This is a genomic window from Streptomyces sp. NPDC093085, assembly GCF_040683935.1.
Taxonomy (GTDB): domain Bacteria; phylum Actinomycetota; class Actinomycetes; order Streptomycetales; family Streptomycetaceae; genus Streptomyces.
Genome location: NZ_JBFBFB010000015.1, coordinates 53,290 through 79,529, shown reverse-complemented (window position 1 = coordinate 79,529; position 26,240 = coordinate 53,290). Strand labels below are relative to the sequence as shown.

Below are 26,240 nucleotides of genomic sequence, written 5' to 3'. Positions count from 1 at the left end.
TAGGCGCCGCGGAAGCACTACGCTAACGGACGCCCGCGGGCGGCGGTTCCCCCTGCTCTCCGCCCCGGGACCCGGTAGTCAGTTCCCTGCGCGGTAACGCAGCGCATCGACAGGAGAGTCCCTCGTGCCGAAGTCACGTATCCGCAAGAAGGCCGATTTCACGCCGCCCCCCGCGGCGCGGCAAGCGACGGCCATAAGGCTCACCAACCGGAGCTGGGTGGCTCCGGTCATGCTCGCCATGTTCCTGCTGGGGCTGGCGTGGATCGTCGTCTTCTATGTGACCGAGGGCGATCTCCCGGTGCGGAGCTTCGGCAACTGGAACATCGTGGTCGGCTTCGGCTTCATCGCCGCCGGCTTCGGCGTCTCCACTCAGTGGAAGTAGCCCCCTCGACCACAGACCGTCAAGCTCTCCCCATGCTTGTCCACATTGTTATCCACAGGCAGGGGAAAAGGTCAGAAGATCTGTGGATAACCCCACGGGTCGTTGACGCCGGTGTGACAGATCCTGCCACCCCGATGATGTGATTGCCCCTTGTCTCCGCTGGTCAGACCCATACCGGCGACAAGGGGCACACACGTTCCCAGCGCCGTGCACAAGATCCCGTATGCCTGTGGACAACTGTGCGGACAGCACCCGCGCGCCCGGCTAGCCGAGCTGCATCGTCCGTACGACGATCAGCCCGATGGTCACCAGCAGCACGACGGCACAGGTCCCGGACTGCACCAGGGTGCGGTGCTCGCGGGGCGCGTGGACCATCGCCATGGCGATCGCGACCCCCGCCACCAGCCCTCCCACATGCGCCTGCCAGGCGATGCCGCTCCAGGTGAAGGTGAAGAGCAGGTTGAGCGCGAGCAGGGCGAGGACCGGGCGCATGTCGTAGTTGAGCCGCCGCATCAACACGGCGGTGGCGCCCAACAGGCCGAAGACGGCGCCGGACGCGCCGAGGGTGAGCTGGTTGGGCGCGGCGATCAGATAGGTGAGGGCGCTGCCCGCCAGTCCGGAGATCAGGTAGAGCGCGAGATAGCGGGCCCGGCCGAGGGCGGCCTCCAGGGGGCCGCCGAGCCACCACAGGCCGAGCATGTTGAAGGCGATGTGCCAGATCTCCTCGTGCAGGAAGACCGAGGTGAGCAGCCGGTACCACTGGCCGTCCGCGACGCCGATGAGCTGGCCGTCGTCGTCGTACGCGATGCCGATCAGCCCGAGGTCGAGGGCGAGCCGGTCGTGTTCGCCGACGGCGAGGACGGCGAGGAAGACCGCGATGTTGATGCCGAGCAGGATCTTGGTGAGCAGCCGGGGGTCCTCGGCGATGGTGCCGCCGGCGAGGGTGCGCGGCCGGCTCGCGGTGGCGCCGTGCCCCGTGCCGGATCCCTGCCGGACGCATGCCGGGCACTGGAACCCGACGGCGGCGCTGATCATGCACTCGGGGCAGATGGGCCGTTCGCAGCGGGTGCACCGTATGCCGGTCTCCCGGCCGGGGTGGCGGTAGCACTCCGGCAGGGCGTCGGTGGCGGCGGTCTGGTCCTGGCCTCCGTGGCTTCCAGGCGGATGGTCCATCGGTCCCCTCGGTTTCCTGCGTGGCGGCGGGCCGGACGCGGCGCACCGCCCCGCCCGCCGGGTATGTAACCACTACGGACGGGCGGGGTGCGAAGGTTCCCGTACGGCTGACCGGCCGGTCAGCGGGTCGCGACGACGACCGTTTCGATGACGACGTCCTGGAGCGGCCGGTCGGTGCCCGGATGGGTGGGGACGGCGATGATCGCGTCGACGACCTTCCGGCTCGCGGCGTCGGCGACCTCGCCGAAGATGGTGTGCTTGCGGTTGAGCCAGGCGGTCGGCGAGACGGTGATGAAGAACTGCGAGCCGTTGGTGCCGGGACCGGCGTTGGCCATGGCGAGCAGATACGGCTTGGTGAAGGCCAGCTCGGGGTGGAACTCGTCGGCGAAGGTGTAGCCGGGGCCGCCGGTGCCGTTGCCCAGCGGGTCGCCGCCCTGGATCATGAAGTCCTTCATGACGCGGTGGAAGACGGTGCCGTCGTAGAGCGGCCTCGTGGTCTTCTCGCCGGTCGCCGGGTCGGTCCACTCGCGCCCGCCCTGGGCGAGTTCGACGAAGTTACGGACCGTCCTGGGCGCGTGGTACGGCAGGAGCCGCAGCTCGATGTCGCCCTGGCTGGTCTTGAGGGTGGCGTAAAGCTGCTCGGCCACAACGTGCCTTCCGTGAGTCGTCGCTGACGCTCACGATCCTCGCACGGGCATGCCGGAGCGACGGACGTCCGGGATGACACGGATGCCCGTAACGCGTGCCGGGTCCGTCACCGGCAGGCATGATTCCGGAAAGGGTGGACAGGCGACATACCGAACGCCACCGAGGAGGATGATCCTGTGACTCGCATGAACAACGTGCGTGCCGCTACGAGTTCGGCGAAGGAGAGCGCGCGGCAGGCCGCGGTAGCCGTGGCCCCTTATGCCGACACGGCGAAGGAGCAGGCCGCCGTGGCGAAGGAGCAGGCGGCTCTCTACGCCCGCGAGGCGCGGGTACGGCTCGCGCCGGCCGTGTCGAAGGCCGCGGAGCAGGCTCGTGTGCAGTACGGCGCCTATGTGGCGCCCCGGGTACCCCCGAAGATCGATGACGCGGCGCACCGGGCCGCTGTACGGACCCGCAAGGCCGCCCGTCAGGCGGCGGATTACACGGTGCCACGGGTGGAGCTGGCGGTGGCCACGGCGCAGCCGGTGGCGGAGCAGGCCGCGGCGCGCTCGGCGGCGGCGCTGGCGGCGCTGCGCGGGCAGGTGACGGCGGAGGAGATCCGGAAGCTGGTGCGCCGGAACGAGCGGCGGGCGAGGGCGGGCCGGGCGGTCAAGGGGCTCGCGCTCCTCGGCGTGCTGTCCTGCGGCGCCTTCGCGGCGTGGAAGTGGTGGGACAAGCAGGCCAACCCGGACTGGCTGGTGGAGCCGCCGGCCGCGACGGAGGTCTCCGAGCGCTCCCCGCTGACGTCGGTGGACGGGAGTCCGCTGGAGGGCAGCCATGTGGCCGATCCGCTCGACCCCGAGGTACGGGCGAAGCAGGCGGAGGCGGAGGAGCGGGCCGCCGAGCGCGACCGGAACCGGGGCGACCTGCCCTGACCGGGACGGCCGGGAACGGGACGGCCTGGATCAACGGACCGAACGTTCCGAACGGGCCGACCGGGACCGTACGGGCGCCTCACGCGGCGGCGAGGGCCGCGTCGGCGGCCGGGGTCCTGGCCGGGGTTCCGTCGTCGGCGCCGTGCCCGGCGCCGTGCCCGCCGTACGGGGTGAGGTCGTCCGGGGCGAGGGCGGGCAGGTGGCGGACCGACGGTGACGAACCGTGTGCCTCGGCGCGGATGCGCTGCTTGATGGTGGGCGGCAGGGAGCGGGCCCGGGGCAGCGAGCGGGTGAACGTCCCGGTGGCGGCGGCTCTCGGAGCCGGTACGGCCGCGGGTGCGGGCGCCGGCGCCGGTGCGGGTGCCCGGGTCGTGGCGGTCGCTCCGGCGGGGCGGCCGTCCTGACGGTCGGTGGGCTGGTCGGCGGGGTAACCGGCGCGGCCGGTGGCGGCGGCCGGGGCGGCGAGCCCCAGGGAGGCGAGCACCGCGAAGAACGCGGTGAGGAAGACGGTCCACAGCTTCTTGACCTTGAGGACGGCCATGACCCCTCACTTTCGTTGATGTGGTTTTCGGTGTTTTCGCTCTAGCTGTTCTTGTTGTTGCGCTGTTGTCGTTTGGGTGGATCTACATACCTTCCTCATGATCAGGACGCATCCGGAGAAAGCCCGGAGCTACGCCGCCACTCCGCAGTTCTTCGGATGAACACCACTCGTATGGCGGAGGTGGGCCATGGTTCTGCGGACCGTCGGTACGGCCACGGGCGGGGCCACCGCCCGCGAGGAGGTCAGTCCCCAGCAGTGGCGGTGGTCCGTGCTGGCTGGTATGGCGTCGTATCTGGACGCCGGGTCGATCGTCGCGCTCGGCGCCGGGCTAGCCCTCTTCCAGTCCTCCCTGGAGCTGACCAGCACCGTGGTGGGCGCGCTGGCCGCGATCGGGCCGAACGCGATCGGCTGCGCGATCGGGGCGTTCATCGGCGGCAGGCTGGGCGACCGGCTGGGCCGTAAGCGCATCTACAAGTACGACCTGCTGGTGTACGCGGCGGGCGTGCTCTGTGTCGCGCTCTCCGTCGAGCCGGTGACGCTCTTCGCCGGGGTCTTCGTGATCGGGGTGGCGGTCGGCGCGGATGTGCCCACCTCGCTGGCGCTGGTCGGCGAGTTCTCACCGCCGAAAGCGCGCGGCCGGCTGCTCGGTTTCACCCAGGTGGCCTGGTCGCTCGGGCCCGTCGTGGTCCTGGTGCTCGCGCTCGCGCTCGCGCCGCTCGGTCTGCTGGGCATCCGGATCGTCTTCTTCCACCTTTTGGCCGTCGCCCTGGTGACCTGGGCGCTCCGCCAGGGGCTGACCGAATCGCCGCGCTGGCAGGCCGCGTCCGCCGCCGCGGCGTCCGCGCCCGCCGCCGCCCGCCACGCCCTGCGGGACCTGTTCTCGGGGGCGCATCTGCGGGCGCTGCTCTGGACGGGGACCATCTACGTCTTCTGGGGGCTGGCGGCCGGGACGGCCGGGATCTTCACGCCGTACTTCGTCAGGACGCTCGGCGCCGGGGGCCAGGCGGCGAGCGTGGCGCTCTCCTGCGGGGGGTTCGTGGTCAGCATCGTGGTGACGGTGCTGGTCTTCATGCGCCACGCGGACGGGTCGTACGCGACGCGCAGGGTCCTGTGGGGGGTGGGGGCGGTGCTCCAGATCGTGGCGTACGGGCTCTTCGTGGTCCTGCCGTTCACGATCCCGGTGATCGTCCTGAACATCGTGCTCTTCAGCACGGGCGGGGCGCTCGCGGGAGAGGCGTTCTACAAGGTCTTCAGCCAGGAGCTCTTCCCGACCCTGCTGCGCGGCACGGCGCAGGGGTTCACCTTCGGGGTGGCGCGGATGGTCCTCGGCGTCTGGAGTTTCTTCGTACCGGCGCTGGCACAGGCGGGAGTGGCCGCCGTCGGTGCGCTGCTCTCGCTCTTCCTGCTGGTCAGCGGGGTGGTCGGGGTTCTCTTCATGCCGGACACCTCCGGCAAGACGCTGGAGCTGATCGAGGCGGAGCGCGCGGGGGCGGGTGGGGGCGTGCGGGCGCGTGGTGCGCGTGAGGGCGCGTGAGCACGGGAAGGCAGGGGGGCATGACCGAGACCCGGCGCCCGGCCCCGGCCCCGCACTCCCCGTACCTCCGGTACTCCCCGCTCACCCCGAACCCCTCGCACGCCCCGAACTCCCCGTCCCCCCGGATCGGCCCGGAGGCGGGTGAGCTGCTGGCGCGGTTCACGGATCCCGGTGCCGCGTACACCCCGCTGCCGCTGTGGTGGTGGAGCGGCGGGCGGGTCACCCGGGACGGGGTGCGGCGGCAGATGGCGGCGCTGGCGGCGCAGGGCGTGCGGCAGGCCGTGGTGATGTGCCTGGCGCCCACGGGCCCGATGTTCGGCTCGCTCGCCGACGACCCGCCGTTCCTCTCGCCGCGCTGGGTGGAGCTGCTCGACGGGGCCTGCGAGGACGCCCGGGAGCTGGGCTTCCACCTGTGGATGTACGACCAGATCGGCTTCTCCGGGGCGAATTTCCAGGGCCGGCTCACCGCCGCGCGCCCCGAGTTCGCCGGTCTGGCGCTGCACCGGGGGCCCGACGGGGTGATCGGGGAGCGGGTCAGCGGCTTCGACTACTTCGGCGTGGCGGCGTGCGCGGCCCTGCTCGACCAGGTCCACGGTGAGCTGGAGCGGCAGGTGGGGCGGTGGTTCGGGACGGTGATCCCCGGGTTCTTCCAGGACGAGCTGCCACCGATGCCGACGTGGGGGCGGGAGTTCGCGGCGACGTTCGAGAAGGCGTACGGCTACGACCTGGTGCCGCTGCGCGGCGCGCTCTTCGCGGACGGGGCCACGGGGCTCGACGGTCCCGGGCTCGGCGGCCCCGGGCTCGGGGGCCCCGGGCCCGGCGGCCCCGGGCTGGGCGGCTGCGGGCTCGGCGGCCCGGAGGCGGCGCGGGTGCGGCGGGACTACCACGCGCACCGGGCCACGCTGGCGCGCCGGGCGTTCTTCGACCCGCTGGACGCGTGGTTCGCCGAGCACGGCCTGATCTGCGGTTTCGACCAGGCGTCCCCGGCGCGGGAGGGCGATCCGGTGGGCGGGGTGCGGCTGTACGGCGACTATCCGGGCACCCATCGCGGGTACGGGGCGCCCGGCAGCGACCACTGGGGCGATCCGAAGGCGCACAGTTCGCTGGCGCACGCGCACGGGGCGGAGCGGACCTGGATCGAGGCGTTCCACTCCTCCGGGTGGGGCGGCACGCCCGAGGAGACGTACGACTGGCTCGCGCCCTTCCTGCGCCGGGGCGCCACCCTGTACGACCCGCACGCCGTGTACTACACGACGGCCGGCGGCTGGTGGGAGTGGGCGCCGCCGTCCACCTGCTGGCGGCAGCCGTACTGGCCCTCGTACCACCAGTTCGCCGGCGCGGTGACCCGGCTCTGCGCGGTGCTGACGGCCGGGACGCATGTCTGCGACACGGTGCTGCTCTCGCCGACCAGCACCGCCCAGGCGTATCTGACGCTGGAGGGCCCGCTGGAGCCCGCGCGGCGCGCGGCGGCCGCGTACCACGAACTGAACGGCGTGAGCGCGTGGTACGCGGAGCGGCGCGGGGTGCTGGAGCGGGCCGGGGCCGACCACGACACGCTCGACGAGGCGACCGTGGCGGGCGGTACGGTCACGCCCGGCGGCGGGCTCCGGATCGGCGCGGAGACGTACCGCAACGTGGTGGTCCCGGACGCCGCGCTCCTCGACCCGGCGGCGGTCACGCGCCTCGCGGAGTTCGCGCGGGCGGGCGGCCGGGTGGTCTGCGTGGGCCCCGTGGACCCGGCCCTGACCGGCCTGGCGGTGCCGGTCGCCACGGCGGCGGAGGTGCCGGGGGTGCTGCTGCCGGGGCCGGTACGGGTACGGACGGATGTCCCGTATCTGCTGCGGCGGCTCGGCGACACCTGGGTCCTCCTGCTCACCGCCCACGACGAGCACACCGGCACCCGGGCCCCGCTGGTGCGCCTCCCCGGGCTGTCCGTGGCCGACTGGCCCGAGGAGGGCTTCCCCTGGGACGAGTACTGGCGTCAACTGCGTGAGGACGGCTACGACTTCGTCCCTTCGGCCGACCGGCGCACCCGGGTGACGGTGGAGGGCCTGCCGCCGCTGCGCGCCCAGCGCTGGGACCCCCGTACGGGGGCGCGCACGGAGCTGTGCGCGACGCGGGGGGCCGATGCCGATGCCGCCGGGGTGGCTGGGACGGCTGGGGCGGCCGGGGCGTGGGAGGTGGAAGTCGAGTTCTCGGACGGGCCCGTGGTGCTGCTGGTGCTGGGGGCGGAGCTGCCGCCCGCCACCCGGGAGGCGCTGGGGGCACCGGTGGCGGTGTGGCCGGTGGCGGGGCCGTGGCGGGCGGAGGCCCGTTCGACGCTGGACAACCGCCACGGCGATCTGGCGGCGGCGTCACGGACCGGGGTGCTGCCGGTGGAGGTGTGGCGGATGGAGCACCGGGCCGGGGCGGGGGGCGAGGCGGGGCCGGCGGCCGGGGCCGGGGCGGATCGTGGCTGGGTGTCGGTGGTGGCCGGGTACGGGCCGTTCGCCGAGGTGCGGGATCCCGGTTCCACCGTCTGGCGGCCGGCCTGCTGGTCGTTGTCGCGCGGGCTGCACAAGGACCCGGTGCACCAGGCGCCGCTGGGGCCCAAGGGGTACGTACCGGAGGAGTTCCTCGACTGGCGCGAGGTGGCCCGGGGCGCGACCGTCGCCGTACGGACCCTGCTCGACCTGCCCGAGGCCGCCGAAGACGGTGCGCCGCTCTTCCTCGCCGTCGGGTCGGGGGCGGCGCGCCGGGTGTGGGTGGACGGGGCGGAGGTGGCCGCCGAGGGCGCGGGGTACCAGTCGTTCAGCCCGCTGCCCGCGCGCCGCACGGGGCGGCCGGGGCCGGCGGGGCGGCCGGGGCGGGGCGTCGAGGTGGAGATCGCGTTCACCGCCGAGCGGGACGGGCCGCTGCGCGCCTCGTTCGCTGTGGTCACCGACCCGGCCGCGTACCGCAGGCCCGAGTGGCTGACCGGCGCCGAACCGACCCGTATCTTCCGGCTGGACCGGGTGCCGGCGGAGGCGGAGATCCTGGTCGGCTGCGAGGGCGCCTGCACGGTGCTGGTGAACGGCGTGGAGGTTGGCCGGCAGGGCGACTTCAACCCGTATCCGGGACACCGCGAGATCCGCGTCCACCCGTACGACCTGCGCGCCGTGCTCCGCCCCGGGGTGAACACGCTGGCGCTGCGGCTCGGCGAGGGCGGCGCGGCCACGGTGGACTCGGCGACCCTGGATGTGCTCAGCGGGCCCGGCTGGGTGTCCGCCGGGCTCCGCCGCACCCATCCGCGCGACCCGCGCTTCCTCTGCGCCCGGGTACGGCCGCATCCGCTGCCCGGGGCGCACTGGCTGGAGCCGGGGGCTGCGCAGGGCGGGACCGTACTGCCGCTGGTGCCGCGCGCGCCCTCGGGGCCCGGGGCGGCGGACGGCCCCCGGACGGAGTGGCTCCGGTTCTCCGCGCCGCTGGGGACGACGGCGCTCCGGATCCCGACGGGGCTGGCGGTGGCGGTGTCGGCGGCGGGGCATCCCGCGCAACGGCCCGGGGCCGATGGGCGGGTGGTCTTCGGCGCGCCGCTGGACGCCGGTACGGAGGTGACGGTGCGGGTCACGGCGACGGACGGGCGGAGCGGGGGCGCGCTGCTGGACGCGGCGGTCGAGGCGGAGGTGGCGGAGGCCCCGGCGGGGCTGGTCTCCTGGGAGACGCTGGGGCTGCGCGCGCTGGGCGGGGAGGTCCGGTACCGTACGGCCTTCCGCGTACCGCCCGGTGGTGACGGCGTACGGCCCGGTGGGCGGCTGGTGCTCGATCTGGGGGAGGTGCGGGGCACGGCGGACGTGGTGGTCAACGGGGCGCTGGTCGACCGGCTGGTCTGGGGGCCGTGGCGTACGGAGATCACCGGAGCGGTGCGGCCCGGGAAGAACGACCTGGAGATCGTGGTGCGCGGCACCCTCGCCGGTTATCTGGACGACGCCTCGCCGACCCGGGCGATCGTCGCGGGACAGGTGCGTACGGGGCTCTTCGGGCCCGTACGACTGGTATGGCACAGCGAGTGACCACGTGGGTGACCAGGTGAGTGACCACGTGACCAACAGGTGCCCCCGGGGAGTGGGACTCCCCGGGGGCACCGTAGGACGAGCGTCACCACATGAGGGCGTCGTCCCTGTCCGCCTGCCAGTAGGTGACCTTCAGGGTGTCGTCGATGTACACGCCGCCGGAGGGCAGCTTCGGGGTCGCGCCCTTGCCGACGCTCTCGACAGTGTTACGGCCCTGGAAGTAGACGGTCAGGTTCTTCTCCGTGCTGCCGTGCTTGCCGCTGCCGTCGGCGGCGGAGAGGGTGATGCCGGCGTAGCCCGACTCGCCCGGGGCGAGGGTGACGACCGCCTGCGGCTTGGAGTCCTCGATGACCGGCGGCACCGACTGGGCCTCGCCGAAGCGGACCGCCGGGTAACCGTAGAGGTCGCAGGACTTCTTGCTGACGTTGGTGACCGTGAGCAGCATGTGGTTCACGGGACGGTTCACCGGCGTGGCGACCGTCTTGGTGTTGGAACCCTCGCACGGGACCGACTTGGCGGCGCTCGCGGTGGTCTTCGCCACGGGGGCGGCGGAGGCGAAGGCGGCGCCGTAGGTGGTCAGCGAGAGCGCGGCCAGGGCGACGCTCGCGGCGGCGGAGACGAGCCGGGTACGGGAGCTACGGGAACGGGCGGTACGGGTGGTGGACATGAGGTGTCGATTCCTTCTGTTATCGGTTTGCCGCCCGGAACGGGCGGTTGGGCTGAGTGGTCGGGCTGGCTGGTGGTGCGTCACCACGTGAGGGCTTGGTCCATTTCCGACTGCCAGTAGGTGACCTTGATCGTGTCGTCGACGTACACGCCGGCGGCGGGAAGCTTCGGGGTCGCGCCCTTGCCGACGCTCTCGACGGTGTTACGGCCCTGGAAGTAGACGGTCAGCGTCTTCTCCGTGCTGCCGTGCCCGCCGCTGCCGTCGGCGGCCGAGAGGGCGATCGCGGCGTAGCCGGACTGGCCCGGGGCGAGGGTGACGACGGCCTGCGGCTTGGAGTCCTCGATCACCGGCGGCACGGACTGCGCCTCGCCGAAGCGGACCGCCGGGTAGCCGTAGAGGTCGCAGATCTTGTTGCCCGTGTTGGTGACGGTGAGCAGCATGTGGTTCACGGGGCGGTTCACCGGGGCGGCGACCGTCTTGGTGTTGGAGCCCTCGCAGGGGACTCGCTTGCTGGGGTCGTCGTCCTGCGTGCCGGCGTTCGTGGCGGACTTCGAACCGCCGGAGCCGCCGGCGGTGCCCGAGGTGCCGGAGCCACTGGCGGTGCCCGCGGAGCCGGAACCGGAACCGGAGGCCCCGGAAGCGGAGTCCGAGGAACCGGAGCCGGACTCGGAGGAGCCGGACGTGCCGGAGGCGTCGGCGGGGTCGGCGGAGGAGCCGTTCGTACCGGCGGTGGCGGACGTCGCGCTCGCGGTGGCGTCCTGCGAGGAACCCGCCGCCTCGTCGGTGCCGTCGCACGCGGTCAGGGAGAGCGCGGCCAGGACGACACCTGCGGCAACGGTGACGAGACGGGTACGGGAAGTACGGGCGGTACGAGTGGTACGGGAGGTACGGGTGGTGGACATGGAGGCGTCGGTTCCTTCTGTGGTCCGGTGGCCGGATCGGCGTGCCGCTGGGATGCGCCGCTGTGCCGCGATGACCGCTGCGGTGCTGCGATGACCAGAGAGTGCGAGATGATCCGTCCCAGCCGCCACAACAAACGCCGAGTTGGGAACGCCGGAACGCCGAAAGCCGCTCTGAACAGGGGGGATGTGTGTTCCCTGGAACGGGCGGATGGAACGCGGAGAGGATGAGGAAACGGGTGTCCGTGACAACAGGGGCCGGCGAGACGGACGAATTCGCTTCCGTGCTGCGGGGCTTGAAGGAGCGGTCGGGGCTGAGCTACGGCGCCCTGGCGAAGCGGCTGCACATGAGCACGTCGACGCTGCACCGCTACTGCAACGGCACGGCCGTGCCGAACGAGTACGCCCCGGTGGAGCGCATGGCACGGGTCTGCCGCGCCACCCCGGCGGAGCTGGTGGAGCTGCACCGCCGCTGGATCCTGGCGGACGCCGCCCGGGAGCGGCGGGCGGAACAGGCCGCGGCGGCCCGAAAGCCGACGAACGGACGCGGCGAGACCGGGGGGACGGCGGCAGCGGCGGGGGCACGTCCGGATGCCGGGGCGGGTTTCGGCGCCGGGGCGGGCGCGGGAGCCGGGGCGGAGGTACGTCCGGATGCCGGGGCGGGTTTCGGCGCCGGGGCGGCCGACGGAGCGGGAGCCGGGGCGGGGGCGTGGCCCGGCGGCGGGGCGGGCGCGGGGTCCGGGGCCGGGCACGCGGCGTGGCCCGGCGGTGGGCCGGGTTCCGGGGCCGGGGCGGATGCGGGCGTGGTGCCCGGAGCGGATACGGGGCGCGCGGCGGCACCGTACGGGCACGGCGGGGAGAGCACCCCGGGCCGGAGCGTTTCGGGCGGGGGTGGGCCGGCCCCCGGGGTGGACGGCACCGGGGCCGGTGACGGGGAGGCCCTCCGGGCGGAGGACGGGACCAGGACCCGTGACGGTGGCCCAAGGGCGCACGGGGGTCGGCCCGGTGACGGTGGCTCGGCCTCGTACGGTGTGGGGCCCGGTGACAGCGGTTCTCCCCTGGGCGGGGCCCGGGACGGTGACAGTGGCCTTCCCTCGGGCGGCGCGCGGCCCGGTACCCGCGCTCATCCCGTGGACGGAGCCCCGGACGGGGCCCGGGACGGAGCCCGGGACCGGGCCGGCATCGGCGGCCCCCGAGGACCCGTGCCGCCGGAGCCGGGATCCGGGCCGGGATCCGGGCCGGGATCCCTGCCGCCAGGGCCGGGATCCCGGCCGGGGGCGTGGCGGCAGCGCCGTACCGCGCTGATCGCCGCGTCCGTGGGCGCCACGGTCAGCGCGCTGCTGGCGGGCTTCCTGTTCCGTGGCGTCCCCGCCGGCTCGGTCGCGGCGGGCGACGGGCCGTCCGCCGGTTCCCTCGGCACGGCCGACGCCCCGCTCGACGCGGGCGGGTCACCGTCCGCCGGGCCATCCCCGAGCGGAAAGAGCCCCGGCCCCGGCACCTCGCCCTCGCCCTCCGTCTCCCCCACCGCGTCCGACCGGTCCACGGCGGGCGCCGGGGAGCCGGGGCCCGCGAAGAGCACGAGCGGCGGGCAGGGCGGCGAGGACGGCAGCGCCGGCGGCACCGGTGGCGGCAGCGGCGGCGCACCGTTCACCGTCGGCGTCCGCCCGTACGTCTACGAGAACCCGTGCAGCCAGCACTTCCTCGTCGACAGCGAGCCCGAACAGGTCGGCCCGCCCGCGGGCGAACAGGACGCGCCGCGCTGGGCCGACGCGTACGGCGCGGTCTCCTCGGACGACCAGATGGTCGGCCTCACCCTTCAGGGCACCGGCAAGGAGACCGTCGTCCTGGAGGCGGTGCATGTCCGCGTCATCTCCAAGGGCGCCCCGCTCGCCTGGAACGACTACGCGATGGGGAACGGCTGCGGGGGCGGCGTCGGGACCAAGTCGTTCGGTATCGACCTGGACAGGGGGAACCCCGTCGTCACCCCGAAGAACGGGCAGCGCGGCTTTCCGTACAAGGTCAGCGAGTCCGACCCGGAGGTCTTCTACATCTCGGCGCGCACCCTCGCGCACGATGTCCGCTGGGATCTGAGCATCGACTGGTCGAGCGGATCGCGGCGCGGCACGATCCGGATCGACAACAAGGGGCTCCCGTTCCGTACCAGCGGTGACGCCGACCGCCCCGGATACGACTATCCGCCGGGGTACACCGAGTGGCTCGTCCGGAAGGACGAGAAGCACTGACCCGGCCGTACGGGTCGGCTCTCCCGCTGAGGGCACAGCAGGGGGCGCCGCAGGGGGACGCCAACCGGGGAGCGCCTACTGAGGAGCGCCTGCCAAGGGGCGCCTACTGAGGGGCGCTGCTGCCGCTGTGGGCGGCCAGGTTCGCGACGAGTGCGACGAGTTCGGGCTTCGACTCGAAGTTCTGCCGCTGCAACTCCGCGATCCTGGCGCCCAGTTCCGGGTCGGGCGCATCGCTGATGTCGAAGCTCTCGAACTTCTCCATCAGGGGGAAGGCGACCAGCTCCGACCGCGTGTGCAGCGGGTGCTTGAGGTACTCCTCGTACCCGTCCAGGTCCTCCAGGACGAAGATCGCCGACCAGTCGAACTCGCTGTTGTGCTCGGGACCGAAGATGAACGACTTCACCGCGGGGATGCCCTTGCCCTGCTCCTCAAGGCAGGTGAGCGCCTCCTGGAGCTGCTCGGCGGTGACGTCTTCCCTGAGCTTGCAGCGGTTGCCGTGGTAGATCATGGCCCCTCCTCGGGGTGGGTACGTGGGGCCGGACGGGTACGTGCGCCGCTCGGACAGCCCCTGAACTTACGCACGTAAGGCTACTTCCGTCAGGTGACGGGGATCAAGAGGCAACGCCCGTAAGTTTCTATCCGTAAACCGATCCACCCACCCGCCGGCAGCCGAGTCCCTCCGAGCCATTCCCGCGGCTGTTACGTTCCTACGATGACGGGGAAGAGGACGACGAGGGCCGGGACGAGTGCGGACGCGATGCCCGCCATGACGAACAGCCAGCGGACGGCATGTTGCTGTTCTTCGGTTCGTGTGTTGCCGATGATGAGCGCCCCGCCGATATGAACGGGGCTGATGGCCACCACCATGGTGCACATGACGACGGCGATGATGACGGCAAGCGCTTCACCCGGGGAATGCTGAGCGCCCTGGAGACCGATGGGGACCATGACGCCCAGCACGACGAGGGCGGAGGACTCCATGTTGGACACGATGGCGGTGACGTAGCAGAGGACGACCAGCAGCAGGACAGTGCTGTCGATGTGACCGAGAGCGTCTTCGATGCTCTTCATGGTGCCGATGGTCTCCAGGAGGTGCAGGTAGACGATCAGGCCCGAGAGCAGCAGGATCACAGGCCAGGGAACCTTGGCGACGATGTCCTTCTCCGGCGGCTGAAAGACCAGTTGAAGCACCATGGCGAGGGTCAGCGCACTGAGGCCGACATCGAGCTGGAAGGCGATCGCGCCGACGATCAGCGCCAGGAGCGAGCCGAGCGAGGCGAGTGCGTAACCACCCGGCCGGCCGTCTCCGGAGTTCGTGACCGGCTCGGACGGCGGCGGTGTCTCCTCGGCGGCGTCGAGCGATCGGCCGCGCCCGACGAACCGAATCCACTTCTCCGCGCCGATGAGCACGGCGGTGGCCACGGCGAAGAGCACGAGCATGATTCCGTAGAGCAGCCAGGGTGAATAGCTGACATCCGCTTTCTGCGCGATGGTCTGCACCAGGGCCCCGGCCGGGCTGAGCGGGGAGAGACCGCCCGCATTGGCCGCCCAGACCACAATGGACGCGAGAACCAGGTAGTTGAGCCGGTAGGTCCTGGCGAGGCGGGCCATGATCGGCACGAGCAAGCTGATGGGTGCCGCCGGCAGCGCGCCGATCGACGAGAGGGCGGCGCTTGCGGCAAAGGCGACCCAGGGAATCACCCAGCGTCGGTGCCCGATGGGACGCAGGGCCAGCTCGACGAGCCAGGAGATGGCGCCGCTGCGTTCCGCATGGGCGAACAAAAGGGCAACACCGATGATGAGGACGACAAGTTTGGCAGGGAAGGCACCGAGCGCCTCATTGGGGTCGATATCGGCGAGGAGCGCGATGCCGAAGGCGCCCGCGTAGCCCAGCAGACCGATGTTGGTCTTCTTCCAGATCGACAGAGCGACGATGCAGGCCAGGACGATCAGGGATGTGGTCTGAAGAGGCGTCACGGCCTGACACCTCCCCTGCGGGAACCGAGGATCGCGGGCCGGGCCGGGCCCGAAGGGCTGGACATCGTGATCTCCTCGTTAACTGAATGCACATCTGTATACAGTTCAGAGGTCAGATCTGTATAGCCCCGTGTATAGACCTTGCCGAAGCCGACCGGGATTCGGCGGCGGGAGAGCGGAACGGGCATCGCGACCCCCGTAGCGGCGGCGACGCGCGACAGGGACGCCCAGGTCTCGGCGGCGATCTCGATGCCCGAGGCGGACAGGCGCTGTGCGCTGCGGGCCTCCGGCTCTCCCGGTACCAGGATCTCCGCCGTTCCCGGCGCGAGCGGGGTGGACTTCGTCTCCTCGATCAGCGCCCCCATCCGCTCTTCGAACTCGGCGGGGTCGGCGATCGCCTTGATGTCGATACAGAGCAGGAGATGTCCGGCGCCGCTGCGTCCGTGCGGTGAGGAAGGGCCGACCACCGCGGCCCCGAAGGCGCTTCCGGTGAGAACGCCCGTCAGGATGTCGAAGAGAAAGGAGATGGCGTAGCCCTTGTGGCCGGCCATGGGCAGGAGCAGCCCCTCGATCGCGCGGGCCGGATCGGTGGTCGGCGTGCCGTCCGCCCCGGTCGCCCAGGTATCGGGAATCGGCTCGCCGCGCTCCGAGGCGTGGTAGATCTTGCCCCGTGCGACAGCGGTGTTGCCGATGTCGAGCACGACCGTGCCGTGCCGCCCGCCAGGGGCTGCGATGGACCAGGGATTGTTGCCGACCCGCTTCTCCCGGCCGCCCCAAGGGGCCATGGCCGGACTGGTGTTGGTGGCGAACAGAGCCACGCACCCCCGCTCGGCGGCCTTGCGCGTGAAGTACCCGACGGTCCCGAAGTGGCCCGAACCGCGTACGGCGACACAGCCGATGCCGTACCGGCCCGCGCGCTCCACCCCCCATGCCACCGCCCGGTCGGCCACCACCTGCCCGAGCCCGTCGCCGCCGTCGACGACGATCACCGCACCGTTGTCCGTCACGATCCGGGGAACCGCGTCCGGCACCGTCGCGCCCGTCTCGATGCGCCGGAGGTACCAGGGCAGCCGGAGCATGCCGTGCGAGGAGTGGCCCCACAGCTCCGCGGCCACCAGCGTGTCAGCGAGGAGTCCGGCGTCGGCCTCCGGGACACCGTGAGCCTCGGCGGCGGCAGCCGCGAAACGCAGCAGATCGGGGGCTGTCACGGTATGCGACATGCGGTGCTCCTTCATCCGTTGTGGGCGTCCAGGGCCGCCATGACCTTGGGGGGTGTACCGACCGAGGCAAGTTGAATACTGTTATGTATACAAGACTGCCTCGCAACGCGCGCCGTCCTCACCGACGCCCGCGCGGGAACGGAAGACATGACACCCGAAGACGAGTTTCTCTCCGGCCGGCGCACCACGAACGATCTCGCCGACGAACTGGGCGATGCGGTGCGCTCCTGCGACACCCAGTTCCGTCAGTACGGAGCCGTCCGTCGCTTCTGCGGCCCCGTGCGCACCGTCCGCTGCCGGGACGACAACGCGCTGATGCATGCGACGCTGGCGACTCCCGGCGCGGGAGCGGTGCTGGTCGTGGACGGCGGCGGATCCGTGCACACCGCTCTCATAGGCGATGTCATCGCCGGACTCGCCCTGGCCAACGGGTGGTCGGGGGTCGTCATCAACGGAGCGGTGCGTGACAGCCCGGCGCTGGCGCCCCTCCCGATCGGGATCAAGGCCGTGGGGGCCAACCCCCGTAAGAGCGCCAAAGCGGGGACCGGCGAGGTCGACGTACCTGTCTCCTTCGGCGGGACCGAGTTCGTACCCGGTGAGACCCTGTACTCGGATGAGGACGGCGTCGTGGTGGTGGGCTGACCGCCCTCGTGGCAGCTTTCCCGGGCGTGGATCACAGCGGAGAACCGTGGCCCACTCGGCCCGGAGGCCGGCTTCCGGCGCGTGTCCGGCCGGCGCGCGGAAGCCGGTGGAACGCTGTCCCCGTCTGCGTACATGGTGACCCGGCCGGCCCGCCTCCACCGGCTGGGACGGCCGCCTCCACCGGCTGGGACGGCCGTCTCCACCGGCCGGGGCGGCCGTCTCCACCGGCTGGGCGCGGCCCGTCTCCGCAGGTCCGAGCGGCGTGACGGAGCCATGCGGTCGGGGCGCTAGACGGCGACGAAGCCCTTCATCAATGGGCGCGCCGTACGGAACAACGACGCGCTCACCGCGTGCACCCCTCCCCCCTCGACGGGTTCGACCTTCGAACCCGCGGTCAGCACGCCTGACGGACTGGCCAGGTGGATCGGTGCGCCGTGTCCGGCCGGAGCGATGTCGTGGAGGAGAGTTCCCGGAACGCGGGCGGCGACCGCGGAGCACAGCGCCGCGGTGCCCGGCAGCGCCCGGTGCAACTGCCCCATGGAGACGACCCGGATGGCGATGTCGGCCTCCGCCGCCGTCACCTCACGGCCGTCCAGCAGTGTGTAGGGAGCGGGCGCGGCGACCACCGCGATCTTGGGGGCACCCAGCGGGGCGCGGGAGGGATCGTCGCACATGCCCATGGCCGTGGCCGCTGCCCGCCTGACGCAGTCGAGGCGGGCCATCACGTCCAGCCGTGCCTCGATGCTGTCCGGGCTTTCCGTTCCGTCCAGGCCGAAGTCCGCTGCCCGTACGAACACCATCGGGTTCGTGGCGTCGACCATCGACACCCGGAACGTCCCGGACGGCGTGGTGAGGTCCTGTGCCGGGAGGCCGGTTGGGAGGAGCGCGCCGGTCCGCGTCCCGGCGGGTTCGAAGTACTCCAGCTCGACAGGGGCCCCGGTTCCGGCGACACCCGGCAGTGCCATGCTCCCGTCCGTTTCGGCGACTCCGTCCCGGACCTCGAAGGTCGCGTGGATCAGCTTCCCGGTGTTGGTGTTGTGGATCCGCACGGTGGTGGTTCCGTCCTCGCGCGGGCACAGCCCCTCGTCGACCGCGAACGGGCCCACGGCGGAGGACAGGTTGCCGCAGTTCGCCGCATAGTCGACAAGGGCGCTCTTCACGTCGACCTGGCCGAAGGTGTATTCCACTTCGGCGTCCTCGCGCGAGGACGGTTCGATGATCATCACCTTGGACAGGGACGACTGCCCTCCGCCCATACCGTTGAGCTGACGGCCGTACGGGTCCGGACTGCCCATCGCGGAGACGAACACCGCATCACGGTCGGGGCCCGCGGCCGGCAGGTCCCGACCGTGGAAGAAGAGTCCCTTGCTCGTCCCGCCGCGGGTGAACACCGTCGGAATCCAACGTTGCGCCATGCGTGTCCCTCCATCGCCCTTGGTATACAGATAGAAATACAGTACGCCCGGACCGAGAGAAGTGACTGCGGAGAAGTCACTGCGGAGACGAAGCATGGCCGGAGGAGGAAGGGGGGTCCGGTTCCGCTCACGGGCAGAGTGGCGGTGGGGCCACCCGGTAGCCTGTATACAAGCTGGTGTGCGACAGGACTGACGAGGAGCGGCATGGTCCGGGCGACGGGCAAGAGCGAAGCGGTCTACGCGCGGCTGAAGAGCGACATCGAGTCGATGCGGCTGCGGCCCGGGGCGAAGCTGAGCGAGGTCCAGTTGGGCGAGGAACTGGGAGCTTCGCGCACCCCGGTGCGCGAGGCCATCCGCCGCCTGGCGCGCGAGGGGCTGGTCGACTTCGTGCCGGGCGAGGTGGCGCGGGTGGCCGCGCTGTCGCTGGGCGGCGTGCGCGCGCTGTTCGAGTTCCGGATGCTGCTGGAGCCGCGCGCCGCCGCCCTGGTGGCCGCCGCTGGGGCGGCCGACGAGCCGGTGCTGGTTCCGTTCCGCGGGCTGCTGGACCGGCTGGAGAAGTTCGAGCGGGCCTTCCATGAGCTGGACGCGGCCACGCAGGCACGGTCGTACCAGGACTTCTACGAGCTGACCGAGGAGTTCGACCAGGCGGTGATCGCGGCCTGCCGCAATCCGTACCTGGCCCGTACGATCGGCGACCTGCGCAGCCAGACGGCCCGCCTGCGGCACCTCTCCCACAGCGGTCCGCGCCGGATGCTGACATCGCTCGACGAACACCGCGCCATGGTGCAGGCGATCGCGCGCGGGGACGCCCAGTCGGCCGAGGCCGCCTCACGCCATCACCTCGCACAGACCCTCCAGGCGCTCATCGACAGCTTGACCACTCTGGATTCCATGGCGGGCGCCGAGATCCAGCTCGACACCCTTCGCTGAACCCGTCGTCACCCACTGAACCCGTCGTCGCCCACTGAACCCGTCGGCACCCGCTGAACCCGTCGGCACCAGGGCCATGGTTTCTTTGGCGGCATTGCTGTATACAGAACTGGATACAGGATGCCCAGCACTGCTCTCCGAGACGAGGACCGCCCCATGCCTCATACCGTCGGCGCCGCCGACCTGCTCCGGTTCGCTGCCGCCGCCACCGAGGCGAAGGGGGTTCCGCCGGCCGACGCCCGCCTGCTCGCCGACACGCTGGTGACCGCCGAGCTGTGGGGGCACCCCTCGCACGGCATGCTGCGCCTGCCCTGGTACCTGGAGCGCGTCGAGTCGGGCGCGACGGCGGCCGTGGCCGCCCCGGAGACCGTGAGCGACAACGGTGCGGTGCTGGTCGTGGACGGCCGGGACGGCCTGGGGCAGGTGCTGGCCGACCGTGCGGTGGGCTGGGGTGTGGAGCGCGCCCGACAGCACGGGATCAGCGCCGTCGGCCTGCGCAACTCCGGCCATTTCGGCACCGCCGCGTACTTCACCCGCAAGGCCGCCGCGCAGCACTGCGTGGCGCTGCTGATGACCAACGCCAGCCCGGCGATGGCGCCCTGGGGCGGGCGGGAGAAGCGCGTGGGGACCAATCCGTGGTCGATCGCCGCGCCGGGAGGACGCTACGGCACGGTCGTCATGGACATCGCCAACACGGCGGTGGCCCGCGGGAAGATCTACCACGCCAAGGAGCGGGGACAGCCGATCCCCGAGGGATGGGCCGCCGGCCGCGACGGGGTGCCCACGACCGATCCGCGCCGTGCCATCGAAGGTCTGATCCTTCCCATGGCAGGCCACAAGGGCTACGCCATCTCCTTCATGTTCGATGTCCTGGCCGGGGTGCTGACCGGCAGCGCCTTCGGGACCTCGGTCGTCGGCCCGTACCGCCCGGCCGGCCGCAGCGGGGTGGGCCACCTGCTGATCTGCGTCGACATCCGGGCGATGGCCGACCCGGCCGAGTTCGAGCGGCGCATGGAAGCCCTCGTCGAGGAGACCAAGGCCACCCCTGCCGCTCCCGGCGTCGCGGAGATCTTCGTCCCGGGCGAACCGGAGATCCGTACCGCCGAGCGGCTGGCCGGCGAGGGCATCACGGTCGTCGACGACACCTGGGCCTCCCTCGCCCGTATCGCCGCCGCCACCGGAACCCCCCTGCCCGCCCCGATTCCCGCACCCGTACCCGGACCCGCGTCCGCACCCGCACCCGAGGAGCTTTCCGCATGATCACGCTGACCGTGTCCCTCCAGGTCGTCCCCGGCTGCCGCGCCGCCTTCCTGACCGCCATCGGAGAGAACGCCGAGCGTACTTTCACCGACGAGCCCGGCTGCCGCTCCTTCGAGGTGGTCTGCGACCTGGCGGACGACCACCACTTCGTCTTCCACGAGAGCTACGACGACGAGGCCGCGGTCGAGGCGCACCGCGCGGCGCCGCACTTCAAGGTCTGGCGGGAGGCCGCGAGCCGCTACGTCGTGCCCGGCAGCCAGGTGAACACCCTCTCCCGCCGCCTCTTCCACCACGTCTGATCCGCCCCCGAGAACGGAAGGTCCGAGCCGCATGCGCGCCAGGCCCACTTCACCGAACCTGCTCATCCACCCTGCCGAGGTCGAGCGCTTCGACCGCGGCGGCGGCGTCGCCACGATCCCCTACGTCGGGAAGTGGAACTCGGCGACGGCCGCCGTCACCACCGGTCAGACCGTGTTCCAGTCCGGTACCGGACTGCCGCTGCACAGCCACAACGTCGAGGAGTCGGTGCTGATCCTGGAAGGTGAGGCGACGGCGGAGATCGACGGAGAGCTCTTCGATCTGGAGGCCGGGCAGGCCACCTGGGTTCCCGCCGGTATCCCGCACCGCTTCTTCAACCGGGGCGCGGGCGCCCTGCGGATCTACTGGGTCTACGGCGGCCGGGACGTCACCCGCACCATCACCGCGACCGGGGAGACCTTCGAGCACCTGTCCGAGCACGACAGGGGAGGGGCGCCCACCGTATGAGCGGCACCATCGAAGTCGTCAGCCCCGCCACGGGCAGGCCGGTGGCGACGTACGAAGCCTGGGGCGCGGACCGTGTCGACGCCGCGGTGGACCGTACGCGGGCCGCGAGCCGGGCCTGGGCCCTGGTGCCGGTCGCCGAGCGCGCCGCGCGGGCCGCCGCTCTCGCCCGCGTCCTGCGCGAGCGCGGGAACCGCCTCGCGGCGCTCGCCGTCACCGAGATGGGCAAGCCCCTCGGAGAGGCCGAGGGCGAGGTCGAGAAGTCCGCGGTCACGGCCGACTACTACGCGCAGGCCGGCCCCGGCATCCTCGCGGACGAGCACGTGGAGATCGACGGCGCGCGGGCGTGGGTGGCTTATGAGCCGGTCGGCGTGGTCCTGGCGGTCATGCCGTGGAACTTCCCCGTCTGGCAGGTCATGCGCTTCGCGATCCCGTCGCTGGTCGCGGGCAACGGCGTGCTGCTGAAGCACGCCTCGAACGTGATGGGCAGCGCGCTGGCCCTCCAGGACCTCTTCGTGGAGGCCGGGTTCCCCGAGCATCTGGTGACCGTCCTGCACGTCGCGGACACGGACGTGCCCGGCACCACCGCACGGCTCATCGAGGACGACCGGATCGCCGCCGTCACGCTCACGGGCAGCAATCGAGCCGGGGCCGCAGTGGGTTCGGCGGCCGGCCGCGCGGCGAAGAAGTCCGTCCTGGAACTCGGCGGCTCGGACGCCTTCGTCGTCCTGGACGACGCCGACATCGAGGCCGCCGCCGCTGCGGCCGTGAAGGCGCGCTTCACCAACTCCGGGCAGAGCTGCGTCTGCGCGAAACGGTTCATCGTCAGCGCGGCGGTCGCCGACGCCTTTACCCGGGCGTTCGTCGCGGGCGCCGAGGCCCTGCGGGTCGGCGATCCGTTCCTGCGCGACACCCAGATCGGCCCCCTCGCCCGCGACGACCTGCGCACCGCGATCCATCGGCAGGTCGAGGAATCCGTCGCCGCCGGGGCCCTCCTGCTGACCGGGGGCAAGCCGCTGCCCGGCGACGGATTCTTCTACCCGCCGACCGTCCTCGCCGGCACCGGGCCCGGCATGCCCGCCTTCGACGAGGAGACCTTCGGCCCGCTCGCCGCCCTCACCGTCGCCGCCGACGACGAGGACACCGTCCGCCTCGCGAACAGCAGCGTGTACGGGCTCGGGCTGAGCGTCTGGACCGCCGACCCGGCCCGCGGGGTGGCCCTGGCCCGGCGCGTCACCAGCGGCGCGGCGTTCGTCAACGCGATCGTCGCCTCCGATCCCCGGGTGCCCTTCGGCGGCACCAAGCGCAGCGGATACGGCCGGGAACTGGCAGCCGCGGGCATCAGGGAGTTCACCAACACCCGCACCTACTGGGTGGCCGACTGACCATCCGACCGGCACGGACACACGCTCCGGGTCCCGGCTGCCCCGCACGGGCGGCCGGGACCTGCTGCGTGGGGCGCCCGCTGTCAGCGCTTCCGCGGAAAGACCGACCCCGCTTCCCCACTTCCCCGCTTCCCCACTTCCCCGGAGAGACCAACTCCTGTCGACACAGCTCTATACAGAGATGAATGCAGCCCTGTATACAGAGATTGTTTCCGGCCTGTAGAAGGGATGAAAATGTCCAGCACTCCGAGGACGTCCGCAACGGCGCGCGGTGTCGGATACTGGCTGCGCCAGTTGTGGGTCCAGGTCCTGATCGGTGTCGCGGCGGGCATCGTGGCCGGCGCCGCGTGGCCGGACACCGCCGTACAGATGCAGCCGTTCAGCGACGGGTTCGTCGCCCTGATGAAGATGATCGTCGCGCCCGTCATCTTCTGCGCCGTCGTCCTGGGCGTGGGCAAGGTGGACTCCATCGGCCGGGTGGGCCGGGTGGGCGCCAAGTCGCTGCTCTACTTCGTCGTCCTGACCGGACTGTGCATGCTCGTGGGCCTGGCGGTCGCCAATGTGTTCCAGCCGGGCGCCGGAATGCACATCGATGCCTCGTCCCTGAGCACCGACGACTTGCCCGACGGCACCACCAGCACCCACATCGATCTGCCGGACTTCGTCCTGTCGATCATCCCGACCACCATGTTCAGCGCCTTCACCGAGGGCGAGATCCTGCCGGTCATGCTGGTGTCCGTGCTGTTCGGCATCGGCATCAAGGCCGTCGGCGAGCCCGCCGACGGGCTGCTGCGCGGTGTGGAGAGCCTTTCCCGGGTCGTCTACAAGGTCGTCGGCTGGGTCATGCGCACCGCCCCGCTCGGCGCCTTCGGCGGGATCGCCCTCACCGTCGGCAAGTACGGCATCGGCACCCTGCACCAACTACTGGTCCTGATCGCGCTCTTCTCCGCCACCTGCGCGGTGTTCATCCTGGTCGTCTTCGGAGGGCTGCTGCGCTACACCGGCCTGAGCCTCTTCAAACTGTGCCGCTACCTCAAGGAAGAACTCCTGATCATCCTGGCCACGTGTTCCAGCGAAGCCGTACTGCCCCGCATGGTCGGCAAGATGGAGCACCTGGGCGCCTCCCGGCCGGTTGTCGGCCTCACCCTGCCGGCCGGCTACTCCTTCAACCTCGACGGCACCGCCATCTACCTCACGATGAGCTCGCTCTTCCTCGCCCAGGCGCTGGACATCCACCTGTCCCTGGGCGCTCAGATGGCGATGCTCGGCATCATGATGCTCACCAGCAAGGGAGCGGCCGGCGTACCCGGCGGCGCGTTCGTCGTCCTGGCCGGCAGCATCGGCATCATCGGTCATGTGCCGATGGCGGCCCTGGCCCTGATCGTGGGCATCGACCGGTTCCTCAACGAGGGCCGCATCCTGACCACCGTCCTCGGCAATGCCGTGGCGACCATCTTCATCGCGAAATGGGAAGGCGAGTTCGACCTCGAACGCGCCAAGGCCGTCCTGGACGGCAGACCCGTCCCCTCCATCACCGGGCCCGGGTCCGGGTCCGGGACGGGCGCCGGGTCCGCCCCGAACCAGGACCTCGTCCACGTTGTTCACGAACCGACCACGCCATGACGGCCCCGGCCGGAGAGGGCTCACCGCACCGGTGCGGCCGTCTCCGGCCGCGCACCGGATGCCCGCCGCCGACCAGCCCTCTTCCCCCCGGCGGCGTTCACCGGTCGGCTTCGGCGGCGAGCCCAGGAGCGATCCGCGCGCACCGGGCGGCGTACGCCTCAAGGTGACGGGCCCGGAACCGCTCGGCGTCCCAGGTCTCGTCGCGGACCTCGCCGCCCCGCCAGACATAGGCGAGCCCGCTCCGGCCCGAGGTGAGCGACACCTCACGCACGTCGTAACGGTCGTCCTCGAAGGCGTCGAGGACGGCCCATTCCCTCCGGCTGAGACCGGTGAGCAGCACCCCGGGAGCCGCGGAGCCGGGAGCCGCCACGAGCCCCGGATAGACGCGCCCCTCCAGCGACGCAGCACGCCAGCCGGGCGCGACGGCCGGTACGCGGTGCGGTATCCGCCCGAGCAGCGCGTCGAGGACGGCACCGAACCGGAGTGTCCCGTAAGCGAACAGAAGCGCGGCGTCCGCCGGAAGTCGGCCCCGGCCGGCGGAGTCCGCCGGAAGGCGGTCCCTGCCAGCGGAGTCCGCCGGAAGCGGGCCGCGCCGCGGGGTGGTGTGGTCCATGGCCGTTCCTGCCCTCACACACATCGCCGCCGCCCCGTACCAGCGCGGTGCGGCGGAATCCGGTGCCGTCGCCCTTCATCGTGGCGTCTCCGGACCGGCAGCGGAACACGGGGGTCGTCGCTTCGACGCCGGCTTCGGCCGTGTCCGCCGTCGCGGCGGTCGGCCCGGCGCCCGACTCCCCGCCCACTCGTCGCCCGCCCCCCGCCCGCCGAAACACGGACAAGACCCCCTCCGTCCCGCGTTTCCGCAGGTCGGAGGGGGTCCGAGAAAGTGGAGCCTAGGAGAGTCGAACCCGAAATTGTTACCTTTCTGACCTGCGGTTTCACCAGAGAATCGGGACAAAAAGCCCTGTTTCCATCCCCCTGAGTCCGGCCGAATCCCCGTCGATCCGCCCTCCGTGCTGACACGTCAGCACGGCCACGCGTCTCATCGCAGGCGCAAATCAGGATCACGATAGCCCCTTATTTCATGGGCCTGCCCCAACATCGGTGATGTTTGCACCGCAACGCTGCCAGCCGTATCCGCAGCCTGACCGCCCTCACATCAGCACCGTTCCCGTGGCCACGACAACGGCATGCCCTGCGAGTCCTCATCGTCCCGCCGGAGGCTCGCGGGAATGGACACTCTCGCAGTGCGGTGGCCCTCAGTGACTGAGCGGGTGGCCGGTTGAGTCATGCGGAACTCGTGAAGGCTGCCGAGTCCGCCGCCAAGCAGGCCATCCTGGAAGGTGCCGACATGATCGACGATCGTCTCTTGCTGAATGCCCTGGGTGAGCGGCACGCCTCGCCCCCTGCCTGAACCGCACCCCTCTCCCAGCACCCCGCGCCTCCTCGTCTCGTGGCGGATCCGGACACTGCGCCCCAAGCAGCCCAGGCCAGCAATGGGCGGCGGACGCCTCGCCGACCGTTCGGCCGACCGGCACAGCCATGTCTCCCGTCTGGTCAACGGCCTGGATCAGGCTCGCGAGGAGGCAGTGGACATCAGCGACGAGGTTCCGCCGCCATACCGGGCGGACGGCTTCGCAGTCCGATTCGAGGCCGCTGTCGGCCATGGTCTCAAGCTGGATGCACTCGACAGCTCCGGCCGGACGCTGATGAGTGGGCACCCACAGGCCGACGAGCGCCCTTAGGGCGCCCTGGTGTGGCGGGTGACCTCCGCTCGCGCGGAGAGGACTCCGAGACCAAGGCCAAGGAGGACAAGGCGGCCGGGTGATCTCCGCTCGCGCGGAGAGGACTGCCATGTCCTGGTTCATGCTGTCCCCGTTCCCGGGTGACCTCCGCTCGCGCGGAGAGGACATGTCCTCGATGAGGCCGGCACTCGGCCGGACCGGGTGACCTCCGCTCGCGCGAAGAGGACGGGTCGCCCTTCCACTCCCCGAGCA

23 protein-coding genes and 1 CRISPR repeat array (1 of these 24 running past the window's edge) are annotated in these 26,240 nt (G+C 71.8%); of the genes, 13 read left to right on the top strand and 10 right to left on the bottom strand.

Annotated features, from left to right (window positions below):
- The first annotated feature begins 124 nt into the window (after positions 1 to 124).
- Positions 125 to 382, top strand: coding sequence for a cell division protein CrgA (gene crgA / locus AB0O07_RS30595; protein WP_365639402.1), 258 nt, complete (start codon positions 125 to 127; stop codon positions 380 to 382).
- A 264-nt stretch (positions 383 to 646) separates the two neighbouring features.
- On the opposite strand, the gene AB0O07_RS30590 is transcribed toward crgA, so the two are convergent.
- Both AB0O07_RS30590 and AB0O07_RS30585 read right to left on the bottom strand, forming a co-directional pair.
- Positions 647 to 1,555 carry a rhomboid family intramembrane serine protease gene (locus AB0O07_RS30590; RefSeq protein ID WP_365639400.1) on the bottom strand — a complete coding sequence of 303 codons (909 nt, stop codon included), beginning with the start codon at positions 1,553 to 1,555 and terminating at the stop codon, positions 647 to 649.
- 119 nt (positions 1,556 to 1,674) lie between these two features.
- Positions 1,675 to 2,202 carry a peptidylprolyl isomerase gene (locus AB0O07_RS30585; protein WP_365639397.1) on the bottom strand — a complete coding sequence of 176 codons (528 nt, stop codon included), beginning with the start codon at positions 2,200 to 2,202 and terminating at the stop codon, positions 1,675 to 1,677.
- A 177-nt stretch (positions 2,203 to 2,379) separates the two neighbouring features.
- Here AB0O07_RS30585 and AB0O07_RS30580 point away from each other — a divergent pair, with 177 nt between their 5' ends.
- The gene (locus AB0O07_RS30580; protein WP_365639394.1) at positions 2,380 to 3,117 is read left to right on the top strand and encodes a DUF5324 family protein; all 738 of its coding nucleotides are present in this window, start codon (positions 2,380 to 2,382) and stop codon (positions 3,115 to 3,117) included.
- A gap of 79 nt (positions 3,118 to 3,196) precedes the next feature.
- On the opposite strand, the gene AB0O07_RS30575 is transcribed toward AB0O07_RS30580, so the two are convergent.
- A complete protein-coding gene (locus tag AB0O07_RS30575) occupies positions 3,197 to 3,658 on the bottom strand; it encodes a DUF6344 domain-containing protein (RefSeq protein WP_365639391.1) in 462 nt (153 codons plus the stop codon).
- Positions 3,659 to 3,845: 187 nt separating this feature from the next.
- Between AB0O07_RS30575 and AB0O07_RS30570 the strand changes: the two genes are divergently transcribed.
- Together AB0O07_RS30570 and AB0O07_RS30565 are read left to right on the top strand one after the other, a co-directional pair.
- Positions 3,846 to 5,192, top strand: a complete 1,347-nt coding sequence (locus AB0O07_RS30570; RefSeq protein WP_365639389.1) for an MFS transporter — start codon at positions 3,846 to 3,848, stop codon at positions 5,190 to 5,192.
- 20 nt (positions 5,193 to 5,212) lie between these two features.
- Positions 5,213 to 9,223 carry a hypothetical protein gene (locus AB0O07_RS30565; protein ID WP_365639388.1) on the top strand — a complete coding sequence of 1,337 codons (4,011 nt, stop codon included), beginning with the start codon at positions 5,213 to 5,215 and terminating at the stop codon, positions 9,221 to 9,223.
- Positions 9,224 to 9,308: 85 nt separating this feature from the next.
- Here the strand turns inward: AB0O07_RS30565 and AB0O07_RS30560 are convergent, their stop codons facing one another.
- Both AB0O07_RS30560 and AB0O07_RS30555 read right to left on the bottom strand, forming a co-directional pair.
- Positions 9,309 to 9,890, bottom strand: coding sequence for a DUF4232 domain-containing protein (locus AB0O07_RS30560; protein ID WP_365639385.1), 582 nt, complete (start codon positions 9,888 to 9,890; stop codon positions 9,309 to 9,311).
- Positions 9,891 to 9,970: 80 nt separating this feature from the next.
- Entirely contained in the window at positions 9,971 to 10,792 is an 822-nt protein-coding gene (locus AB0O07_RS30555) for a DUF4232 domain-containing protein (protein ID WP_365639383.1), read from the bottom strand.
- A gap of 242 nt (positions 10,793 to 11,034) precedes the next feature.
- Between AB0O07_RS30555 and AB0O07_RS30550 the strand changes: the two genes are divergently transcribed.
- On the top strand, positions 11,035 to 13,032 hold the full coding sequence (locus AB0O07_RS30550) for a helix-turn-helix transcriptional regulator (RefSeq protein ID WP_365639381.1): 1,998 nt from the start codon (positions 11,035 to 11,037) through the stop codon (positions 13,030 to 13,032).
- 103 nt (positions 13,033 to 13,135) lie between these two features.
- Here AB0O07_RS30550 and AB0O07_RS30545 read toward each other — a convergent pair whose 3' ends face one another.
- From AB0O07_RS30545 to AB0O07_RS30535, 3 genes are all read right to left on the bottom strand, one after another.
- Complete coding sequence (locus tag AB0O07_RS30545) at positions 13,136 to 13,540, bottom strand: Dabb family protein (protein WP_365639379.1); 405 nt, start codon at positions 13,538 to 13,540, stop codon at positions 13,136 to 13,138.
- 191 nt (positions 13,541 to 13,731) lie between these two features.
- On the bottom strand, positions 13,732 to 15,009 hold the full coding sequence (locus tag AB0O07_RS30540; protein WP_365639377.1) for an SLC13 family permease: 1,278 nt from the start codon (positions 15,007 to 15,009) through the stop codon (positions 13,732 to 13,734).
- Positions 15,006 to 16,229, bottom strand: a complete 1,224-nt coding sequence (locus AB0O07_RS30535; protein WP_365639374.1) for an Ldh family oxidoreductase — start codon at positions 16,227 to 16,229, stop codon at positions 15,006 to 15,008. The genes AB0O07_RS30540 and AB0O07_RS30535 overlap by 4 nt, the downstream gene beginning before the upstream one ends.
- Positions 16,230 to 16,376: 147 nt before the next feature.
- Between AB0O07_RS30535 and rraA the strand changes: the two genes are divergently transcribed.
- The gene (rraA, locus tag AB0O07_RS30530) at positions 16,377 to 16,871 is read left to right on the top strand and encodes a ribonuclease E activity regulator RraA (protein ID WP_365639372.1); all 495 of its coding nucleotides are present in this window, start codon (positions 16,377 to 16,379) and stop codon (positions 16,869 to 16,871) included.
- A 287-nt stretch (positions 16,872 to 17,158) separates the two neighbouring features.
- Here rraA and AB0O07_RS30525 read toward each other — a convergent pair whose 3' ends face one another.
- A complete protein-coding gene (locus tag AB0O07_RS30525) occupies positions 17,159 to 18,286 on the bottom strand; it encodes a PrpF domain-containing protein (protein ID WP_365639369.1) in 1,128 nt (375 codons plus the stop codon).
- 204 nt (positions 18,287 to 18,490) lie between these two features.
- Between AB0O07_RS30525 and AB0O07_RS30520 the strand changes: the two genes are divergently transcribed.
- The 6 genes from AB0O07_RS30520 to dctA all read left to right on the top strand — a co-directional run bounded on the left by AB0O07_RS30520 (position 18,491) and on the right by dctA (position 24,246).
- Entirely contained in the window at positions 18,491 to 19,216 is a 726-nt protein-coding gene (locus AB0O07_RS30520) for a GntR family transcriptional regulator (protein ID WP_365639367.1), read from the top strand.
- A gap of 156 nt (positions 19,217 to 19,372) precedes the next feature.
- Positions 19,373 to 20,476 carry an Ldh family oxidoreductase gene (locus tag AB0O07_RS30515; protein WP_365639365.1) on the top strand — a complete coding sequence of 368 codons (1,104 nt, stop codon included), beginning with the start codon at positions 19,373 to 19,375 and terminating at the stop codon, positions 20,474 to 20,476.
- On the top strand, positions 20,473 to 20,775 hold the full coding sequence (locus AB0O07_RS30510; RefSeq protein WP_365639363.1) for a putative quinol monooxygenase: 303 nt from the start codon (positions 20,473 to 20,475) through the stop codon (positions 20,773 to 20,775). The genes AB0O07_RS30515 and AB0O07_RS30510 overlap by 4 nt, the downstream gene beginning before the upstream one ends.
- Before the next feature lie 31 nt (positions 20,776 to 20,806).
- Positions 20,807 to 21,241 carry a cupin domain-containing protein gene (locus tag AB0O07_RS30505; protein ID WP_365639361.1) on the top strand — a complete coding sequence of 145 codons (435 nt, stop codon included), beginning with the start codon at positions 20,807 to 20,809 and terminating at the stop codon, positions 21,239 to 21,241.
- Positions 21,238 to 22,623, top strand: a complete 1,386-nt coding sequence (locus tag AB0O07_RS30500) for an aldehyde dehydrogenase family protein (RefSeq protein WP_365639358.1) — start codon at positions 21,238 to 21,240, stop codon at positions 22,621 to 22,623. The genes AB0O07_RS30505 and AB0O07_RS30500 overlap by 4 nt, the downstream gene beginning before the upstream one ends.
- A gap of 234 nt (positions 22,624 to 22,857) precedes the next feature.
- Positions 22,858 to 24,246, top strand: coding sequence for a C4-dicarboxylate transporter DctA (gene dctA / locus AB0O07_RS30495; RefSeq protein WP_365639355.1), 1,389 nt, complete (start codon positions 22,858 to 22,860; stop codon positions 24,244 to 24,246).
- A 97-nt stretch (positions 24,247 to 24,343) separates the two neighbouring features.
- On the opposite strand, the gene AB0O07_RS30490 is transcribed toward dctA, so the two are convergent.
- Positions 24,344 to 24,859 carry a gamma-glutamylcyclotransferase family protein gene (locus tag AB0O07_RS30490; RefSeq protein ID WP_365639353.1) on the bottom strand — a complete coding sequence of 172 codons (516 nt, stop codon included), beginning with the start codon at positions 24,857 to 24,859 and terminating at the stop codon, positions 24,344 to 24,346.
- Between the two features lie 880 nt (positions 24,860 to 25,739).
- Between AB0O07_RS30490 and AB0O07_RS30485 the strand changes: the two genes are divergently transcribed.
- Complete coding sequence (locus AB0O07_RS30485) at positions 25,740 to 25,988, top strand: hypothetical protein (RefSeq protein ID WP_365639350.1); 249 nt, start codon at positions 25,740 to 25,742, stop codon at positions 25,986 to 25,988.
- A 15-nt stretch (positions 25,989 to 26,003) separates the two neighbouring features.
- A CRISPR array of direct repeats spans positions 26,004 to 26,240; the repeat unit is 29 nt; unit sequence CGGGTGACCTCCGCTCGCGCGGAGAGGAC (it continues 585 nt past the right edge of the window).

Excerpts from the sequence above, each read along its gene's own strand:
- AB0O07_RS30590 (WP_365639400.1), bottom strand. The coding sequence starts at position 1,555 with ATGGACCATCCGCCTGGAAGCCACGGAGGCCAGGACCAGACCGCCGCC.
- AB0O07_RS30575 (WP_365639391.1), bottom strand. The coding sequence starts at position 3,658 with ATGGCCGTCCTCAAGGTCAAGAAGCTGTGGACCGTCTTCCTCACCGCG.
- AB0O07_RS30570 (WP_365639389.1), top strand. The coding sequence starts at position 3,846 with ATGGTTCTGCGGACCGTCGGTACGGCCACGGGCGGGGCCACCGCCCGC.
- AB0O07_RS30565 (WP_365639388.1), top strand. The coding sequence starts at position 5,213 with ATGACCGAGACCCGGCGCCCGGCCCCGGCCCCGCACTCCCCGTACCTC.
- AB0O07_RS30560 (WP_365639385.1), bottom strand. The coding sequence starts at position 9,890 with ATGTCCACCACCCGTACCGCCCGTTCCCGTAGCTCCCGTACCCGGCTC.
- AB0O07_RS30555 (WP_365639383.1), bottom strand. The coding sequence starts at position 10,792 with ATGTCCACCACCCGTACCTCCCGTACCACTCGTACCGCCCGTACTTCC.
- AB0O07_RS30545 (WP_365639379.1), bottom strand. The coding sequence starts at position 13,540 with ATGATCTACCACGGCAACCGCTGCAAGCTCAGGGAAGACGTCACCGCC.
- AB0O07_RS30535 (WP_365639374.1), bottom strand. The coding sequence starts at position 16,229 with ATGTCGCATACCGTGACAGCCCCCGATCTGCTGCGTTTCGCGGCTGCC.
- rraA (WP_365639372.1), top strand. The coding sequence starts at position 16,377 with ATGACACCCGAAGACGAGTTTCTCTCCGGCCGGCGCACCACGAACGAT.
- AB0O07_RS30525 (WP_365639369.1), bottom strand. The coding sequence starts at position 18,286 with ATGGCGCAACGTTGGATTCCGACGGTGTTCACCCGCGGCGGGACGAGC.
- AB0O07_RS30520 (WP_365639367.1), top strand. The coding sequence starts at position 18,491 with ATGGTCCGGGCGACGGGCAAGAGCGAAGCGGTCTACGCGCGGCTGAAG.
- AB0O07_RS30515 (WP_365639365.1), top strand. The coding sequence starts at position 19,373 with ATGCCTCATACCGTCGGCGCCGCCGACCTGCTCCGGTTCGCTGCCGCC.
- AB0O07_RS30510 (WP_365639363.1), top strand. The coding sequence starts at position 20,473 with ATGATCACGCTGACCGTGTCCCTCCAGGTCGTCCCCGGCTGCCGCGCC.
- AB0O07_RS30505 (WP_365639361.1), top strand. The coding sequence starts at position 20,807 with ATGCGCGCCAGGCCCACTTCACCGAACCTGCTCATCCACCCTGCCGAG.
- AB0O07_RS30500 (WP_365639358.1), top strand. The coding sequence starts at position 21,238 with ATGAGCGGCACCATCGAAGTCGTCAGCCCCGCCACGGGCAGGCCGGTG.
- dctA (WP_365639355.1), top strand. The coding sequence starts at position 22,858 with ATGTCCAGCACTCCGAGGACGTCCGCAACGGCGCGCGGTGTCGGATAC.
- AB0O07_RS30490 (WP_365639353.1), bottom strand. The coding sequence starts at position 24,859 with ATGGACCACACCACCCCGCGGCGCGGCCCGCTTCCGGCGGACTCCGCT.
- AB0O07_RS30485 (WP_365639350.1), top strand. The coding sequence starts at position 25,740 with ATGGGCGGCGGACGCCTCGCCGACCGTTCGGCCGACCGGCACAGCCAT.